We start from the raw sequence: 18,151 nt of genomic DNA, 5'->3' as shown, positions 1-18,151 counted from the left end.
GCGGACATCGATTTTCCGCAATATGCCTCGGGGCTCTTGTGAGCGGTGAGCCTCACCATGGAAGCGGACGGCCTGTCCGAATTGACGGGAAGCAGATTTTTGGACGCCTCACGATCGACATATGACCGTCTTCTGAACCGGATTTCGACGCGTGCCGCGCAAGTCGGCGTGATCGGACTGGGCTATGTCGGGTTGCCCCTGGCGGTTGCGATCGCACGCGCCGGCTTCCCTGTTTGCGGCTTCGACATCGAAGCCCAAAAGGTCGAGAGCCTGAACAACGGACAATCCTACATCGAGGCGGTGACGTCGACAGCCCTTGCCGGCCAGGTGGCGAGCGGACGGTTCCGCGCCACTGCGGATTTTGCCGAACTGGCCGTCTGCGATGTCATCATCATCTGCGTTCCGACACCACTGACGAAACACCGCGAGCCGGATCTCTCCTTTGTCAGGAACACCGCAGGCACCATCGCGAAGCATCTGCGTCTCGGCCAGCTGATCGTGCTGGAATCGACCACCTATCCCGGCACCACCGACGACGTGATCAAGCCCATCCTGGAAAAAATCGGCTTGCAGTCGAGGATAGACTTCTTCCTCGGCTTCTCGCCCGAACGCGAGGATCCCGGCAACCGCAGCTTTGAAGTCGCGACGATCCCCAAGGTCGTGGCAGGTGACGGCATTGAAGCGGCGACGCTCGTGCAGGCTTTCTACCATGGCGTGGTCAAGACCGTCGTTCCGGTTTCCACCACGGCGACCGCCGAGGCGGTCAAGCTGACGGAAAACATCTTCCGCTCGGTCAACATAGCCCTCGTCAACGAGTTGAAGATCGTGCTCGGTGCGATGGGAATCGACATCTGGGAGGTGATCGAGGCGGCAAAGACCAAGCCCTTCGGCTACATGCCTTTCTATCCTGGCCCTGGACTTGGCGGGCACTGCGTTCCGATCGATCCCTTCTACCTGACGTGGAAGGCTCGCGAATACGAACTGCCGACCCGCTTCATCGAGCTGGCGGCAGAGATCAACACGGCCATGCCGCGTCATGTGGTCGATGAATTGGCGAAGGCGCTGGACCGGCGCTGCGGCAAGGCGCTCAGCCGCTCGCGCATTCTCATCATCGGGCTCGCCTATAAGAAGAATGTGCCCGACATCCGCGAAAGCCCCTCATTGCGGCTCATTGAACTCATCGAGGAATGGGGCGGCAAGGCGGAATTCCACGATCCGCATGTTACCGAAATCCCGGCCACACGGGAGCATATGGCGATCAAGGGGCGTCGCTCGGTCGAATTGACCGAGGTGGCCTTGAAGGATTTCGACGCTGTCGTCGTTGCAACCGACCACGACGCGATCGACTATCAGGCGATCGCGGATCACGCTCTACTGATCGTCGACACACGCAATATTTTTGGCCGCCTCGGGCTAGCCCGAGAGACGGTGGTGAAGGCCTGACGGCGTCCGAGCCGGCGAATTTGTGCAAGGAGATTTCGAGATAGCATGAGCACAGCGCAAGCAGAAATTTCTGCCATTCTCATGGATAAGGTTGCCGATTGGCTGACCCAATCGGCGTTGGCGGGCGACGACCTGGAAACATTGGTAAGGGGCTTTTGTGAACGGCTGGCTGCTGCCGGCCTGCCGTTGAAGCGGGTGCATTTGAGCTTTTCGATGCTTCATCCGCTTTATGACGCGCTCGGCTTCACCTGGCTCCGCGGCCAGGGCCTGGAAGTGGAAGGCTTCCGCAAGGAGAACGGCGTTCATTCCGACAGATTCCTGACCAGCCCATACTACCATCTGCTCAGCCACAAGCTCGACCATCTGCGGCGCCGGCTCGACCCGTCGGTGCCGTCGGAATTTCCTGTTTTCGATGACCTCAAGCTGATGGGCGTCACCGATTACATGGCTTTCGTCCATCCCTTCAGCGGCAACACCAGTCAGGGCATGATCGGGTCTTGGTCCACCGACAGTGCTGCAGGCTTCAGCGACAGCATGATTTCGGCGCTGCTGCGCATCCAGAACCATCTCGCTATCGCAACCAAGATGGCGGTGCTCACCAAGCTTGCCGACAACATGATGACCACTTATCTCGGCGGCGACGCCGGCAGGCGCGTGCTCGACGGCCAGATCAAGCGCGGCGAGGGTGATACAATCCGGGCGGCACTGGTCATGGGCGACATGCGCGGGTCGTCAAGACTTGCCGAAACCTCCGGCCGCGAAGTCTATATCGATACGCTGAACCAGTTTTTCGACGCCGCTGCTGCACCTTTCAATCGCAAGGGCGGGCAGATCATGAGTTTCATAGGTGATGGCTTCATTGCCGTCTACCCTTGCGCAAGGCACCGTTCACAGTCCGAGATCGCCTGCCAGGCTGCTCTTGCAGCAGCGCACAAGGCCACCGCGCGCATGATGGATCTCAATCTGCGCAGAAAGCAGCAGGGATTGAGCGACATAAACTATGGTATCGGCCTGCATGTCGGCAATGTGATGTTCGGCAATGTCGGGCTTACCGACCGGCTCACATTCTCTGTTTTCGGCTCGGCTGTAAACGAGGTCCAGCGCCTCCAGACCCTGACCAAGAAATATCCGCACAGCGTTCTCGCCAGCAAAGACTTCGCCGGCTATTGCGGCGCCAACAACTGGCTGGCGCTCGGCATGGAGGAACTGGCGGGCATCAGGCAGAAGCTAACGGTGCTTTCACCCGATTTGTCGGGTGCTCTCTCGCTCGACGAAGACGGTGCGCTGGAGCCGATTTACGACCGAATATCGGACGCCGAGCAGGTCATGCTGCTTCATCGCAATGCCGCGCGGCCGTCCGCGGGCGACCCGAGGAAGCTCCAGTAACCGCCACGATCTGATCCGAACGCGTTTGGTATGCAGTCCGGTCGCCGGTTCCGCCAGGGAACTGGCGACTGTTCGAATCCAAGTTGCTCTAGGCTGGCAATGCGATAGTCTCGCCTTCTGGACCTGCCAGAGTGGGGGCTGGTATGAGAATGAATTTGGGCGTTGATCTGCTGCGGATCGAGGATGTTGGCATCTCTTTTGCCATTATAGGGGGACCGTTGCATGCCGTCAGGCGTGCAAATCTTCGCGTCCTGCCCGGCAAGGTTACCGCGCTTGTGGGCGAGTCCGGTTCCGGAAAATCGGTTCTCAGCCAGGCAGTGATGGGCATTTTGCCGAACACAGCCCATGTTCGCGGCCGTATCCTGTTTTCCGATCCTGAAAAGCCCGGCACGACGCAGGATATCCTGCAGATGCCGCGTGACGGACCCGAAATCCGGGCGTTGAGAGGCAGCCGCATCGGCAAAATATTTCAGGAGCCGATGACATCACTGTCGCCGCTGCATACGATCGGCAATCAGGTGAGCGAATCCCTGCAGATTCATACGCCCATGGCTTGGGTGGAGCGCAAGGCGCGGACCGAGGAAATGCTCGGACTTGTCGGCTTTCCCAACCCCAAGCGCGCCTATGACATGTATCCCTTTGAACTTTCGGGAGGATTGCGTCAACGCGCCATGATCGCCATGGCGCTTATCTGCCGGCCCGCGCTGTTGATCGCCGACGAGCCGACGACGGCGTTGGACGTCACCATCCAGGCGCAAATCCTGCAATTGCTGCGCGAGCTTCAGACGAAGCTGAATATGGCGATGCTGCTGATCACGCACGATCTTGGCGTAGTCGCCAACGTCGCCGACGAGGTGGTGGTCATGTACCATGGCGAGATCATGGAAGCGGGACCTGTGGAGGCGATATTCCGCCGGCCGGGCCACCCTTACCTGAAGGGCCTGATGGCAGCCGTTCCGCATTTCGACCTGAAGCCCGGCGAAAGGCTAAAGGCGCTCCGCGAGGTGCCGGTGAATGTCGGGAACCTGCTCGGCAAGCAGACGGCGCCGGCATCGAAGGGGCCGGACGACATCCTGCTGTCGGTCAGGGATCTGACAAAGACCTTCACGATCCGCAAGTCCGGATGGTTCGGCGGAGATCATCAAACCTCTGTTCGCGCCGTGGACGGCGTGAGCTTTGATATCAGGCGGGGTGAGTGCCTGGGTCTTGTCGGCGAAAGCGGCTCCGGCAAAACCACCGTCAGCAAGATCCTCATGCGGGCTGTCACCCCTAGCGGCGGCTCTGTGATCTTCAATGGCCGCGATGGTCCGATCGACGTCTTGGAAGCCGAGGGAGACGCCCTGCGCATGCTGCGCGCGAAAATCCAGATGGTCTTCCAGGATCCGGTTTCGTCGCTTTCACCCCGCATGACGGTGGAGAACATTTTGAGCGAGCCGCTGGAAATCCATCGACGTGGCAATGCCGCGTCCCGACTCGCCACGGTCAAGAGCCTGATGCAGGCAATCGGGCTCGACCCGCGCTTCATAAAGCGTTATCCGCATAGTTTCTCCGGCGGGCAGCGTCAGCGTATCGGCATCGCGCGCGCGTTGGCGCTGGGGCCTGAACTCCTGATCTGCGACGAGCCGGTTTCGGCACTCGATGTCTCTGTCCAGGCGCAGATCCTGAACCTTCTGAAGGACCTGCAGAAGGAACTGGGCCTGACCTACCTGTTCATATCCCACAACCTGGCGGTGGTGGACTACATGGCAGACCGCATCGCGGTGATGTGCGGCGGGCGTATCGTCGAGCTCGCGCCGCGCGAAATTCTGCTTAGGAAACCGGTCCACCCCTACACGCGCTCACTGGTCGCCGCAGTACCTTTCCCCGATCTCGACAGGCCGATGGATTTCAAGACGCTGAAACTCAGCGGCGCTTCCGACACCAGCGCATGGGGACCGCAATTCCGCGACGAGGGCGACGAGGACATGCTGTCGCCGCTCGATCTTGGCGGCGGCCACCTCGTGCTGGCCCGAAGTTCGGCCGATGTCAGCGAGCTACGCCATTGATCAGCCGGCGCACCGTCCTTGGACTCATGGCTTCGGCATTTCTGCCGGGCACGTTGCGCGCCGGCGATCTGGAGCCGGAATTTCTTGAGCCGCAGCTGAAGGCCAGAGCGCTGCCGGCACTCGCCGAACGCCTGCCCAAGCGCCCGCGCGCGTTGAATCTCGCTGCGATGGGCCGGCAGCCCGGCCAATATGGCGGCACGCTGCGCACGATCATCGGCAGCCAGAAAGATATCCGGATGATGACGATCTACGGGTACGCTCGCCTGGTCGGCTATGACGAAAAGCTTAACCTGCAAGCCGACATTCTCGAAAGTTTCGATGTAGCGGATGATCGTGTCTTCACTTTCAAGATACGAGAAGGACATAAATGGTCTGACGGTAGCCTGCTGACGTCGGAGGATTTTCGCTATTGCTGGGAAGATGTCTGGCTGAACGATGAGCTTTCGCAAGGCGGGCTTGCCCCGGCCCTGCTGGCGGACGGCAAGCCGCCACGCTTCGAGATCGTCGATCCGTTGACGGTCCGCTATAGTTGGGATGCGCCCAATCCCGACTTCCTGCCCAAGCTCGCCGCTGCTTCGCCCCTATCGCTTGTTCTGCCGGCCGCCTATCTCAAGCAGTTCCACAAGAAATACCAGGATCCATTCCGGCTCGCCGGCCTAATGAAGGAGAACCGGGCCCAGAAATGGACGCTCTTGCATATCCGCATGTCGCGCCAGTATCGCCCGGAGAACCCGGAACTGCCGACGCTCGATCCCTGGCAGAACCGGACCAAGCCGCCGGCTGAGCAGTTCGTCTTCGAGCGGAACCCGTTCTTTCATCGAATAGACGAGAATGGCCGGCAACTGCCCTATGTCGACCGGATTGTCATGAATGTCAGCTCGTCGGCGATCATTTCCGCCAAGACCGGTGCGGGCGAGAGCGACCTGCAAGGCATGGGAATTGACTTCACCGATTACTCCTTCCTGAAGGATGCGGAGAAGCGCTACCCGGTGAAGATGCATCTCTGGAAACGCACACAAGGTTCGCGGCTGGCGCTGCTGCCCAATCTGAATTGTGCCGACCAGGTGTGGCGTGGCCTTTTTCGTGACGTGCGCGTGCGCCGCGCACTTTCGCTCGCTGTGGACAGGCGCGAGATCAATTTGGCTGTGTTCTACGGATTGGCGCAGGAAAGTGCCGATACGGTCCTGCCGGAGAGCCCGCTCTACCGGCCGGAATTCGCGAAAGCCTGGGTCGCCCATGATCCCGACCAGGCCAATGCCCTGCTCGACGAGGTCGGGCTTCGGGCGCGTGACGATGACGGCCTGCGGATACTTCCCGACGGACGCTCGGCGCAGCTCGTAGTGGAAACGGCCGGCGAAAGCACGCTGGAAACCGACGCGCTCGAGCTCATCACCGATCACTGGCGCAAGATCGGCATCGCTCTGTTCATCCGGACTTCGCAGCGCGACATCTTCCGCAGCCGCGCGCTTGGTGGCCAGATCATGATGTCGATGTGGTCGGGCATCGACAATGGCGTGCCGACCGCCGACATGAACCCCTACCAACTGGCCCCAACCGTCGATGACCAGCTGCAATGGCCGCTCTGGGGTGCTCACTACTTGTCCCGTGGCAAGGTCGGCGAAGCGCCCGATCTTCCGCCCGTGGTCGAGTTGATGGCTTTACTCAAGCGCTGGAACGCATCGACCGAAGCCACGGAGCGCGCCGAGATCTGGAATTCAATGCTGTCGATCTATACCGATCAGGTGTTTTCGATCGGCACGGTAAACGGAACGCATCAGCCGGTTCTGGCATCCTCGCGGCTGCGCAATCTGCCTGACAAGGCGCTCTACGGCTACGACCCGACCGCCTATTTCGGTGTCTATATGCCGGATACATTCTGGCTTGGAGAGTCCTGAGCGTGCTTCGATATTTTGTCTGGCGCATCGCCGTGATGGTTCCAACGCTGCTGGTCATATCGGCACTGGTGTTCACGATCATCGAACTTCCCCCAGGCGACTATTTCGACAGCTATGTTGCCGAGCTTCGGGCTCAGGGCGAAGCGGTGGATTCCGATCGCATCGAGATGATGCGCAAGGAATATGGTTTCGACAAGCCACCGGTCATTCGCTACTTCTACTGGGTCGGCGGGATGCTGCACGGCGATTTCGGCTATTCCTTCGAATATGAGCTGCCGGTTCGCGACGTCGTCGGGGACCGAATGTGGCTGACGGTGCTGGTTTCCTTCGTCACGATCATCTTTACCTGGCTCATCGCCTTTCCGATCGGCATGTACTCCGCCACGCATCAATACAGCTGGGGCGACTACGGCCTGACTTTCTTCGGCCTTCTCGGCCTTGCGATTCCGAACTTCATGCTGGCGCTGATCCTGATGTATTTCGCCAACATCTGGTTCGGCACGTCTATCGGCCATCTCATGGACCAGCAATATCTCGGCGAGCCGATGAGCTGGGCCAAGGCGAAGTCGATCCTCGCCCATCTCTGGATTCCGGTCTTGATCATCGGCACCGGGGGCACGGCAAGCATGATCCGGCGACTGCGCGCCAATCTGCTCGATGAGCTACATAAGCAATATGTCGTGACCGCGCGCGCCAAAGGCCTTCATCCCTTCAGGGCGCTGGTCAAATATCCGCTGCGCATGGCGCTCAATTTCTTCATTTCAGATATCGGCTCTATCCTGCCGGCCATCATCTCCGGCGCCGAAATCACGGCAATCGTGCTGTCTTTGGAGACGACCGGGCCGATGCTGATCAAGGCGCTGCAAAGCCAGGACATGTATCTGGCAGGGTCGTTCCTGATGTTCCTCGCCTTCCTGACGGTCATCGGCGTCCTGATTTCCGACCTGGCGCTGGCGCTACTTGATCCGCGAATTCGTTTGCAAGGCGGCAGCACCAAATGAACACGCAATCGCCGCTGCCCGCTCCGGGCGCCCCACTGCAACACTACGTTTCCATCGCGCCCTTTGACCTGCAGTCGGTCGAGGCGATGACGCCGGAGCAGTCGAAGGTCTTTCAGGCGTCGCAGCTGCGGCTGATGTGGTGGAAATTCCGTCGGCACAGGCTTGCCCTTGTATCCGGCATATTCCTGGCAGCGCTTTATTGCGGGATACTGATCTGCGAGTTCCTGGCGCCCTACGATCTGCACACGCGCAACATGGACTACATCTATTCGCCGCCGCAGCGGGTGCACCTGTTCCACAACGGCCAGTTCGTCGGGCCGTTCGTCTATGGCCGCCAGATGACGCTGGATATGGACACGCTCAAGCGGAACTACGTCGAGAAACAGGATGATGTTCAGCGGATCCGTTTCTTCTGCAAGGGCGACAGTTACCGGTTCTGGGGCCTTATCGAAGGTGACAGGCATTTTGTCTGCCCCGCCGAAAACGGCCAGCTCTTTCTGGCCGGCACCGACAGGCTGGGGCGCGATGTGCTCTCGCGCATCATCTATGGCGCACGCATTTCACTGACAATCGGCCTCGTCGGCATCAGTTTCAGCTTCCTGCTCGGCATTGTCATCGGCGGACTGGCCGGCTATCACGGCGGTATCTTCGACCTGATCGTCCAACGGATAATCGAAGTTCTGCAATCGATCCCCAGCATTCCGCTATGGCTGGCTCTGGCGGCGATCATGCCGATAACCTGGAGTCCGATCCTGATCTATTTCGGCATCACCGTCATCCTCGGGCTGCTCGACTGGACCGGACTGGCGCGGGCCGTGCGTTCAAAGCTTCTAGCCTTGCGCGAGGAGGATTACGTTCTGGCCGCGCAATTGATGGGCGCCAGAAGCAGCCGCATCATCGGGCGGCATCTCATTCCCGGCTTCATGTCGCATCTGATCGCGACGGCGACGATCTCCATACCCGGCATGATCCTGGGCGAGACGGCGCTGAGCTTCCTCGGGCTCGGCCTGAGGGCACCGATAACCAGCTGGGGCATCCTGCTCACCGAGGCGCGCAGCGTCAGCGTGATCGCGTTCTATCCATGGCTGCTTTTGCCGATGCTCCCCGTCGTTCTCGTCATCTTGGCGTTCAACTTCCTCGGCGACGGGTTGCGGGACGCCGCGGACCCGTACAAGTGACAGCGCTATTCCGCCGCGCGCAGTGCCGCCGACTCCACCCGTATGATCCTTGTCGGCAACTGTTCGCTTGTTGCAGTGTTCATCGTCCGCCTCTACACGCGGCAAGACTCGATCGGGGTTTAATACGTCGGCCTCGGGTTTCAGCCGCGAAACGCTCTGGTCGGGGGCAGTTGATTTCGTGAACTGGTTCTGGACATACAATCGCACATGAGTCGCCTTGACAGTTTCATCCGGAGGATGACCGCACAGCGCGACATACTTGATCATGTCTGCGCCGAGGTGGCGAAGATGGAGGGGCCTGTGCTCGAGCTCGGCCTCGGCAATGGCCGGACGTTCCACCATCTGCGCGAGCGCCTGCCCGGACGCCGGATCGTAGCGTTCGACCGCGCACTTGCCGCACACGCCAGCTCAATTCCCGAAGCTGAAAACCTCGTGCTCGGCGAAATACGCGAGACGGCGAGCAGGTTCATTGGCATCGACGCCGCTCTTGTTCATGCCGACATCGGCACCGGCTATGAAGATTGCGATGCAGTGACCTCTACCTGGCTTCCCGATCTGACCGCGCGCCTGCTTCGCGTCGGCGGCATCGCGGTCAGCGGCACGCCGCTAGATCACCCGCAGTTGCAACGCCTCCCGCCGCCACCTTCGGTTCCCGCCGATCGTTATTTTATCTGTAGGCGCGTGTGAGGGGCCGGGACGAGCCAAATCTTCAGGGGCCAAGCCTTCAGGGGATCGTGTATACTGCTATCTCCCGGCCAATGCCGCGCAGCGAGACCTCGTGGGGCACGGGCGTCAGCGCGTTCCTGTGTAAGAGATCGGCGGTGAGATTGTCGTCGACCACCGCTCGAGTGGCGAAGATCGCCTGTGCGTTGGCAAGGTTCTGGACCCGCGAAGCAATGTTGACCGTCTGGCCGAAATAGTCCTGTCGCTCATTCATAGACACGGCGATGCAGGGGCCGGCATGGACTCCGATCTTGAGCAGCAGATCCTCGCGCCCGCTCTTGTCGTTGAGCGTACGCATGGCATCGCGCATCCTGAGGGCTGCAGCAATCGCACGATCAGGCGTCGCGAAGGTCGCCATCACCGCATCACCGATCGTCTTCACCACCGCGCCTGCCTCCGCCGTGACGATCTCGTGCAGAACCTGGAAATGCTCGCGCACGAGATCGAAGGCTGAAAGGTCGCCCACCCGCTCGTAAAGCTCGGTCGATCCGCGCAGGTCGGTGAACAGGAACGTCAGGCTGGTGATCTTCAGGCGCTGGTTGATGTCGAGTGTATCCGTGCGATAGAGATCGCGGAACGTCTGGTTGGTGAGCAGGCGCTTGGCGGTCAGGAAGGGCCGGCGTTTTCCCAGGAAATCATGCAATGCCTGGCCGGCGATGAAGACCGTCGGCAGCACGCGGGTGTCGGTCCGGTTTTCCAGCGAAATGCGCAACGGGCCGGGTTGCATCTCCAGCGTCTGGTTCTGGACATGGTCGCGGTCGAAGGCCAAAGAGAGGCTCCGGCGCTCCTTTGTTGGTTCGCCCTTCCCGTCGATGAACTGCGCTGAATGGGTGACCGGCTCGAAGACGATGATGAATTCGGACGGAAGCTGTATGGGCAGAACCGCCTTTTCACCGGGCGCAAGCTCGATATCCTCCAGCGAGAACGCTTCTAGCTTTTTCGCGAAATCCTCTTCCGGCAGATCGACGCCGGACGCCCAGTAGATTTGGCGGAAATATTCCGCCACCGGCAGTTCGTGTGGATTGTGGGCGGCAATCCTGCGCACGCGGGGACTGACGGTGAATGTCACCTCGACCATCTCGTCGAGGGTCGGTGAATAGCCCTCGGAGCACAGCGCGCAGGTGTATTCGTCCTTTTGCAGGGTTTTCAGCGTGGCGTTGGTGTCGAGCACGCCGCCACAGCCGGGGCACAGTACATTCCAGGAAATGTCGAAGATACCCACCCGCGCCGCATGGAGAAAGGCGCTTATTGCGCGCTCCTCGTCGAGGCCATGCTTGCTGGCGAAGGCTGGCGCATTGATGCGGCAAAGTTCGCGGTCCTCGCCCTCCGCGATGGTTCGCTTGATCGCGTCGATCGCCTGCGGATCGACATCGGCCGATTGTCGCAGAAGTGAGAACAGATCCTGAGCTTCGTTCATCGTGCAGGCTCCGGAAAATGCACCCCGAGGCGTTTTGACCGGACCGGTCTTTGGTCCGAGTGCTCCATCTTACTTCGAAACGGACCGTACGGCCATTCGAATGGATAAGCCTGGTGACCGTTCAATTTCCATTCGGCGGATTTTAACCGGCCGCAAGCAGCACTATGATGGTCCATGGAGCATTCATCTTTGGGATTTTCTCCCATGCCGACATCCGACAATCCGCCATTTCCCGCGGCCCTGCGCCTTTTTTCTGCGGTGGTCATCATCGTCCTGATCGTAGGCGCCGGCCTGTTTTTCATGCCTGCGCTGGTGAAACCGGGCTGGCCTTGGGCCGTCACGCCGTTCAATGCGCGCTTCCTCGGTGGCTTCTACACCGCCGAAATGGTCGTGATGGCGGCACTGCTGGTCTGGAATCGCTGGTCGCCCGGCAGGCTCGTGCTCGTCATGGCCTTCATCTTCACCGTCATCGTGTCGGTGGCTTCGTTCATCAATCTCGGCTATTTCAACTTCGAGCGCAAAGCGCCCTGGCTGTGGTTTTTGGTCTATCTTGCTTCGGTCGCGGTATCCGGGCTGTTCCTGTGGCGGGCCAGGGCCCGTCCTTCTGCAAAAGGCGTGACCTTAAATCCCGCATGGAGCGGCTACATGCCGGCGGAATCCGCGATCCTTGGGCTCTATGGCGTCGGCCTGTTGCTGTTTCCCCTGACATTCAGTGGCATCTGGCCATGGCCGATCGATGCCTTCCACGCTCAGGTCTACAGCGCCATCTTCCTCGCCGGTGCGGGCGGTATATATCTCGTCTGGAGAAGCGCGCCGCGCGAGGAACTGCTGGTGCTCGGGTTGGCGCAGTTTCTGGTTGGCCTGCTTGCCATCCTCGGCGTCGTCATCACCGACGCTGCGGTGCACCGGATCGACTGGACGGCGACCGGGACATTGTGCTGGCTCGCCCTTTTCGGCTGGATAGGCATCAGCGGCGTCTTCAAACTCTACGCCGCCTCCCGGTATTTTTAGCTCGCAATCGGCATCATAGGTCAGAGACGGCTGGATTTTCAGGTGGCGTCCGGTGCATCGTACCGGGCCGATTGCCTTCGCCGGGAACGCCATGACCAGCACGACCTCGCCACCCTCCGAGAAAATCCAGCCGCTGCTGCGGTCCGTCCGGCCAAGCGATGCGGAGGCGCTTTGCGCTATCTTCAACATGCCGGGCTTCCGCTGGGGCACGTTCAGGATGCCTTTCGAGATGGTGGAGCAGGTGGCGCGGCGCATTGCCAAGTCCGGCCAGGAAACCACCTGGATCGTTGCCGAGCTGGACGGCAAGGTCGTCGGCCATGGCAGCCTGGTCGTGCAGGGTTCACCGCGCCGTTCGCATATCGGCGAGATCAATGTTGGCCTTGACGATGCCTTTGTCGGCAAAGGTATCGGCTCTGCCATACTTGGCGCGCTGCTTGACGTGGCCGACAACTGGCGCGCCCTGAAGCGGGTCGAATTGACCGTCTATGCCGACAACGAACCGGCCCTCCGTCTCTACAAGAGCCACGGCTTTGAGATCGAAGGCCGGCATGTGAAGGCCGGCTTTACCGACGGGCAGTACCACGACCTCCTGAGCATGGCCCGGCTGCGGTTCTAAGATCCGCTGTTTGGCGTTAGCTGTTTAGCCAGTCTGACAATTCGTGCGGAGCGAACAGGTGATTGCTCATGGAGAGCTGCGTAGGATACGGCCATTTCGTCTCACGCCATCTTAATCGAGTTGACGATCTATGTGTGGGCCGGCCGCATCCAGCAAGTCTGGTCTCGCTTGGCGTTTGCACCGCAAGCGGCTAGACGGGACCAATGACCGCCGTCTTTGACCCAAGCCCTACCCCTCCGGTGGAAATTCTGGCTGTGCTGTCGCTGCTCTGCCCGGAGGTCGTGCGCGACATCGAGCAGAACTGGAATGCACCGGTTTCCGACTACGCCCGCCATCTTTGGCGGCCGGTGGCAAGGCCTGCATCGGGCCCGGCGATCGCTGCCCGCTCGATCCTGCGCGAAGTCCTGCATCAGCGCCTCGGTAGGATCATGCAGCCTGACGAGATCGGCAAAGCCCTCGACGAGTTCGAGCACAGACCGGTGATTCAGTCCGGCCTGCACTGCCTGCTTCTGATGGACCGGATCACCTTCGATGCCCTCCTGCTTGCCTGGCTCGGCGCGGTCGAAAACGGGCTGTCGGCCTTCGTCGGCTTCATGGGAACGACAATGACCATGGAGACAGTTGGCCGGGAGGGGCCGGGATGGCTCGACGTCGGCGACGACAAGATCAACCTGTTTGGCATGGGGCGCCACAAACTGTGCCGCAAAAGCGCCTGCGTGGCCGGTCCCGTCTCCCTCAACAAGCGCGCGCTCGAAGCGGTGGGCGACGAAACGGATGCCAGCCGCTGGCTGGGCACACTGCTTGCCAGCCAGGACAAGGTGTTTGAAACCGCCGCCGATGCGCTGACTGCCCTGAACCAGGATTTGGTCGCCAATTGGGATCGTGCCGGCATGGCCCTGCCGGTTTTCATCGATGATCGGGCCGCCGCGGCTGCCATGGCGCGGCATCTGGAATATGACGGCAGCCTTCTTTCCAGGCTGCTCATTGAACCCGCAAGACGCCAGCGTCTCGAACATGCCTGGCAAGAGGCCGCATCGAGCCCATTTGGCAGATTCCTGCCCAATGCCACGGACTATTTCTGGGGAATCCGCGAGGAGCGCGTGCGCAAGCTCGTTCTCGAGAACGGGCACCTGATCGAGCCTGACAGGCCGCAAGGTCTTTCCATCCCGTTCGAGCGGCCACATCTCAGGCGGGCGCTGCTGGAAGGCGTGCTGCTGCCGAACTTGTTCCTGACGTTCCTCGTCCTTGCCATATTGCCGCGCGTGCGGGTCGTGGGCGGCCTGAGACAGATTGGCTACGTAGCGCTTTTCCACTCGATCCTTCTGGCCGTGCTGGACGAAAACGCGCCGGAAGAGCGCGATCTGGCCGCGGAGCTGCAGGTTCGGGAAAATGCCTGGGGCATGCGGGTCATCGATGAAAAGATCTCAGTCCGCGAGCAGCTTGCCGGCCTGCCGGAAGTGGCGCTCTTCCCAAACCTGCTCCGGCAATACCGATTGCGGACATTTGCCGAGACGACCGACGACCTGAAACTGGTTCGCGAAAACGCCAGATGGCGCAAGATCGGCCAGGCAGAGATCAAGCCGACCTGAGACTAGTGCGCAACCGCAAGCGACGGCGATCTATCGGGGAGCCTCTAGCGTCTGATCCGGCCGCATAGGCCTCACCTGTCATTGCACCGCACCGCCCCTTGCGGAGCCCATCCACCACGTGTTCGAAATCGACCGGTTCTTGTAGGGCAAGACTTTGCGACGGTATTCCAACGAATAGTCGGGATTGACGCGAAGCACCTCCTGCCATGCCGCGCGGGCTTCGGCGAAACGGCCCAGATGGCCGTAGCTGCGGGCCGGAAGCGCGCGAGACGTCGGTGACAGCGTTGCGAGTCAGCCCGTTGCATCAAGAGGTCAACGGACTCTCATCTTCATGATAGCAGGAAGACGGAGGGTAAGAGGGAACTTTCGCAGACGACGGCCACGCAGCCGCCCGAATGGGCAGCGCTCTGCCACCGGACCCACACGGATCGCTCGCTGCCGCTTGCCCGTCGACGACTATCGGTGCATCCTTGTGAATAGTCTGGCCGTGAAGTGCGGGCGAGATCACGCCGTCACGGCCACTAGTGAGGTCTTGTTCGATGGACTGCTCGGGCTGCGGTTTCGAGATTGAGGGCGGTTACGCTTTCTGTCCGAGGTGTGGCAGGCGCCAGCCCGTGCCATGCGCCAGTTGCGGCTACACCTGCGCACCTGATTTCGAGTTCTGTCCGAAATGTGGGGCAAGCGTCGGTGCGCCCGCAAAAGCCGTCGAACGGCCTGCTCCGGCACCAAGCCGGACCATTGTGCCGCCTTCTCGAACTCCGTCGCTGCTTCCGAACATCGAAAGCGAAGAAGGGCTGCATCCCGTCTCTGACGCCGATCGCCGGACGGTAACGGTCCTGTTCGCCGACCTTTGCGGCTTTACGACACTCAGCGAGCAGCTCGACCCCGAGGTCATGCAAGCGCTGCAGAACAAACTGTTCAAGGAATTGACGGCGGCCGTGCGAAACTTTGGTGGTTTCGTCGACAAATTCATCGGCGATGCACTGCTCGCTTTGTTCGGTGCGCCGGTCGCGCATGAGGACGATCCGGAACGTGCGCTTCGCGCCGCTCTCGACATGATCGCCCGGACGGCGCGGCTCGGCGAAAGCACCCCCCACTCCGGCTCGCCTCTGTTACTCCACATCGGCATAAACACTGGTCCGGTCGTTACTGGCGGATTGGGCATCGGCACCGCCAGATCCTATTCCGTGACCGGCGACACAGTGAATACGGCGCAACGCCTGCAATCGCTGGCCGCACCGGGTGAGGTGCTGGTAGGCGAGCTCACTCACAGGCTGACCCGGCATGCCTTCTCTTACGAGTCGCTGGGTGATGTCGTGTTTCGCGGCAAGGCTGGCAGCGTGCTCGTTCATCGACTGGACGCACCGCTAGCGGTGCCGCGTGCAGCGCGCGGGCTCGAGGCGCTCGGCCTCAGTGCGCCGCTAATAGGTCGTGGTGCGGAGCTCAATAGAATGATGGCGAGCCTTGACCAGGCGTGCGTCGGCTCGGCCCAACTTGTCCGCCTCGTCGGAGAAGCCGGCATCGGGAAATCGCGGCTGGTGAAGGAGTTCGTCGCCCGCGTCGGCGACGAGGAGCGTTTTCGCAACGTCGCCGTGCGGCAGGCCACGTGCTCACCGCTGGGTGAACAATCTTTTGGCGCCTTGGGCGCAGTGGTGCGCAGCGCTGCCGGGATGATGCAAAACGACAATGGGGACGAAATGCGGGGGAAGCTCGCAGGCTTGCTTGCCGATCTCGGCCTGCAGGGCGAGGAGGCGAAGCGGCTGATGCCTTTGCTCTACCATGTGCTTGGCCTTGGCGACCCCGATGCCACCTTGCAGCATGTCGAGCCCGAGCAGCTGCGGCGGCAAATTCTCTACGCAGTCCGCACAATCATCGAACGGCGGCTTGCGTTGTCGCCGCTATTGATTGTCGTCGAAGACCTGCACTGGGCCGACGCCGTGTCGCTCGAGGCACTACGTTTCGTGATGGACAGGTTGGAACGCACGCGGTTGATGTTGCTGGTCACGCATCGTCCGGCGCCGGACAACGACCAGCTCGACTCAAGTCGGGTCAGTCACACAGCGCTCAGGCTTCCGCCACTCAACAATGATGACGGACGCAGCCTGCTGGCAGCGCTTTTCGGCGAGAGCTGGGTAAGCTCCGCGGGAGGGCTTCTCGACCAGATCCTCGAGCGCGCGGGCGGCAACCCCCTTTTTGTAGAGGAAATCGTTCGCGGCCTTATCGATCGCGGTGTACTGATGCGAGAGGGCCAGCGATGGCGGACTGTGGCAGGCGAAGTCGCAACCGGCATCCCCGCCACTATCCAGGCAATGTTGCTTGCCCGCGTCGACCGGCTGCCCCAAGAGGCGCGCCGGTTGGCCCAGGAGGCCGCGGTAATCGGCCCGCGCTTCGATGCCACACTTCTGAAAACCGTGACAGCCGACCCCGGCCGGCTCGAAGCCGGCTGCGAACTGCTTTGCGATGCGGAAATCATCGAGGAAGTTGCCGGATCAGGGTCGGTCTCGTCTCAAAGCTACCGCTTTACGCAAACATTGCTGCAGGACGTGATCTACCAGAATCTGCTCCTGCAACGCCGGACCGAAATCCACGGGCGGATCGGTGCTGCCTTGGAGCAACTGTGCGGCGACGAGCCGGAACGGCTCGAGGATTTGACCGTGCTCGGTCATCATTTTGCACAGAGCGCCGAGCGGGAGAAGGGCGCGCATTACCTGCAGGCGGCAGGCGATCGCGCTCGCATGATATATGCCAACGACGACGCCCTTCGTTTCTACGAGCGAGCACTGACTGCGTTGGGCGCGATCGGGCAAACACCGCTCAAACTGGCAATTGCAGAGCGCATTGCCGATTTGAGCGGCCCGGCAGGCCGCCGCGAGATCGCGCACCACCACTACGAGACGGTGTTGCAGGCATACCGCGAGTCGGCCAATCGCGTCGCCTCGGCGCGAGTTTTGCGTAAGATCGGTCGGCTACTCTGGGATGTCGGCAAGCGGGACAAGGCAGAACCCCGCTATGCTGAGGCGGCAGCGCTCCTCGATGGAGCGGATGCCCCGATCGAGCAGGCGCATCTGTGGCAAGAACGTGGCCGACAGGCGTTCCGTAGCGGAGATCACGCTCTCGCGGCAAAATGGGCAGACGCGGCGCTGGATTGCGTAGGCACACTGACAACGGAGCATGTCTCCGAGGTAAGGTGTGATGCCACTCTTGTGACCGCCGAGGCACTCAATACCAAGGCTGTCGCGCTGGCTCGCCTTGGGCGAAACCGTGAGGCCGTGCGTCAGGTTGAGCGTAGCATTGAATTGGCCGAAGCCGCCGGTCTGCTGGGCGCGGCCTGCCGCGGCTACACCAATCTCGGCGTGCTTTACACGACCATCGATCCCGCAAAGGCGATGGAGGTCTGTCGGCGCGGTCTTGAAGTGGCGCGCCGTATTGGTGATTTGGGTTTCCAGGCGCGCCTCCTCGCCAATCTGGCGGTCGCTTGTTGTACTTTCACGGATCGCTGTCCAACGGAGGGCGTGCCTGCTGCCGAGAAGGCCATCGAGATCGACCGGGCGCTCGACCAGCGCGAGCACCTGTCGGTGCCGTTGATCGTGCTTGGGCAGATCCACCAGTGCAACGGCCGTCCGGACCTGGCGGTTGGGTTGTTCCACGAAGCACTGGACGTAGCTCGCGAAACGGGCGAACCCCAACTGCTGTTTCCGTGTTATGATGGTCTCGCAACGCTTAATCTCGACCTCGACAATCTGGCCGAGGCCGAACGCTACTTTTCCCTGGCGCAGGGTATATGCGCCCAGCACGGGCTCGACCCGGAAGCGCTTGTGGTGCTGCCTTTTCTCGACTAGCCGGGGTT

General features: G+C 61.1%; 12 protein-coding genes and 1 pseudogene. 11 read left to right on the top strand and 2 right to left on the bottom strand.

What is annotated here, in order from left to right; all coding sequences use genetic code 11:
• Positions 1-99 precede the first annotated feature (99 nt).
• From NKK47_RS14225 to NKK47_RS14195, 7 genes are all read left to right on the top strand, one after another.
• Positions 100-1,443, top strand: a complete 1,344-nt coding sequence (locus NKK47_RS14225; RefSeq protein ID WP_352450255.1) for a nucleotide sugar dehydrogenase — start codon at positions 100-102, stop codon at positions 1,441-1,443.
• Positions 1,444-1,488: 45 nt separating this feature from the next.
• On the top strand, positions 1,489-2,829 hold the full coding sequence (locus NKK47_RS14220) for an adenylate/guanylate cyclase domain-containing protein (protein ID WP_023675963.1): 1,341 nt from the start codon (positions 1,489-1,491) through the stop codon (positions 2,827-2,829).
• Between the two features lie 149 nt (positions 2,830-2,978).
• Positions 2,979-4,874: an ABC transporter ATP-binding protein gene (locus NKK47_RS14215; protein ID WP_352577375.1), complete on the top strand. Its 1,896-nt coding sequence runs from the start codon at positions 2,979-2,981 to the stop codon at positions 4,872-4,874.
• Entirely contained in the window at positions 4,871-6,769 is a 1,899-nt protein-coding gene (locus tag NKK47_RS14210) for an ABC transporter substrate-binding protein (RefSeq protein WP_352577338.1), read from the top strand. Before NKK47_RS14215 ends, NKK47_RS14210 begins: the two co-directional genes overlap by 4 nt.
• Before the next feature lie 2 nt (positions 6,770-6,771).
• Positions 6,772-7,770 (top strand): ABC transporter permease, encoded by a 999-nt coding sequence (locus NKK47_RS14205; protein ID WP_352570080.1) that lies wholly within the window; start codon positions 6,772-6,774, stop codon positions 7,768-7,770.
• Positions 7,767-8,948 (top strand): ABC transporter permease, encoded by a 1,182-nt coding sequence (locus NKK47_RS14200; RefSeq protein ID WP_352577336.1) that lies wholly within the window; start codon positions 7,767-7,769, stop codon positions 8,946-8,948. Before NKK47_RS14205 ends, NKK47_RS14200 begins: the two co-directional genes overlap by 4 nt.
• Before the next feature lie 207 nt (positions 8,949-9,155).
• Positions 9,156-9,635 (top strand): class I SAM-dependent methyltransferase, encoded by a 480-nt coding sequence (locus tag NKK47_RS14195; RefSeq protein ID WP_023675968.1) that lies wholly within the window; start codon positions 9,156-9,158, stop codon positions 9,633-9,635.
• A gap of 37 nt (positions 9,636-9,672) precedes the next feature.
• On the opposite strand, the gene NKK47_RS14190 is transcribed toward NKK47_RS14195, so the two are convergent.
• Positions 9,673-11,088 carry an adenylate/guanylate cyclase domain-containing protein gene (locus tag NKK47_RS14190; RefSeq protein WP_023675969.1) on the bottom strand — a complete coding sequence of 472 codons (1,416 nt, stop codon included), beginning with the start codon at positions 11,086-11,088 and terminating at the stop codon, positions 9,673-9,675.
• A 204-nt stretch (positions 11,089-11,292) separates the two neighbouring features.
• Here NKK47_RS14190 and NKK47_RS14185 point away from each other — a divergent pair, with 204 nt between their 5' ends.
• The 3 genes from NKK47_RS14185 (at position 11,293) to NKK47_RS14175 (ending at position 14,304) form a co-directional block, all read left to right on the top strand.
• Complete coding sequence (locus tag NKK47_RS14185) at positions 11,293-12,099, top strand: hypothetical protein (protein WP_352577334.1); 807 nt, start codon at positions 11,293-11,295, stop codon at positions 12,097-12,099.
• 91 nt (positions 12,100-12,190) lie between these two features.
• Positions 12,191-12,715, top strand: a complete 525-nt coding sequence (locus tag NKK47_RS14180) for a GNAT family N-acetyltransferase (protein WP_023675972.1) — start codon at positions 12,191-12,193, stop codon at positions 12,713-12,715.
• A gap of 203 nt (positions 12,716-12,918) precedes the next feature.
• Positions 12,919-14,304 carry a hypothetical protein gene (locus NKK47_RS14175; RefSeq protein WP_023675973.1) on the top strand — a complete coding sequence of 462 codons (1,386 nt, stop codon included), beginning with the start codon at positions 12,919-12,921 and terminating at the stop codon, positions 14,302-14,304.
• A gap of 97 nt (positions 14,305-14,401) precedes the next feature.
• Here the strand turns inward: NKK47_RS14175 and NKK47_RS14170 are convergent.
• Positions 14,402-14,627 (bottom strand): annotated as a pseudogene (locus tag NKK47_RS14170) (tetratricopeptide repeat protein); the annotation flags it as partial.
• Between the two features lie 216 nt (positions 14,628-14,843).
• Here NKK47_RS14170 and NKK47_RS14165 point away from each other — a divergent pair.
• Entirely contained in the window at positions 14,844-18,143 is a 3,300-nt protein-coding gene (locus NKK47_RS14165) for an adenylate/guanylate cyclase domain-containing protein (protein WP_352577331.1), read from the top strand.
• The last annotated feature ends 8 nt before the right edge of the window (positions 18,144-18,151 follow it).

Source organism: Mesorhizobium sp. M0019 (assembly GCF_040323975.1).
In the GTDB taxonomy this organism is placed as follows: Bacteria; Pseudomonadota; Alphaproteobacteria; order Rhizobiales; family Rhizobiaceae; genus Mesorhizobium.
The sequence above is the reverse complement of the archived record's forward strand: the minus strand, read 5'-3'. Positions and strand labels throughout refer to the sequence as shown.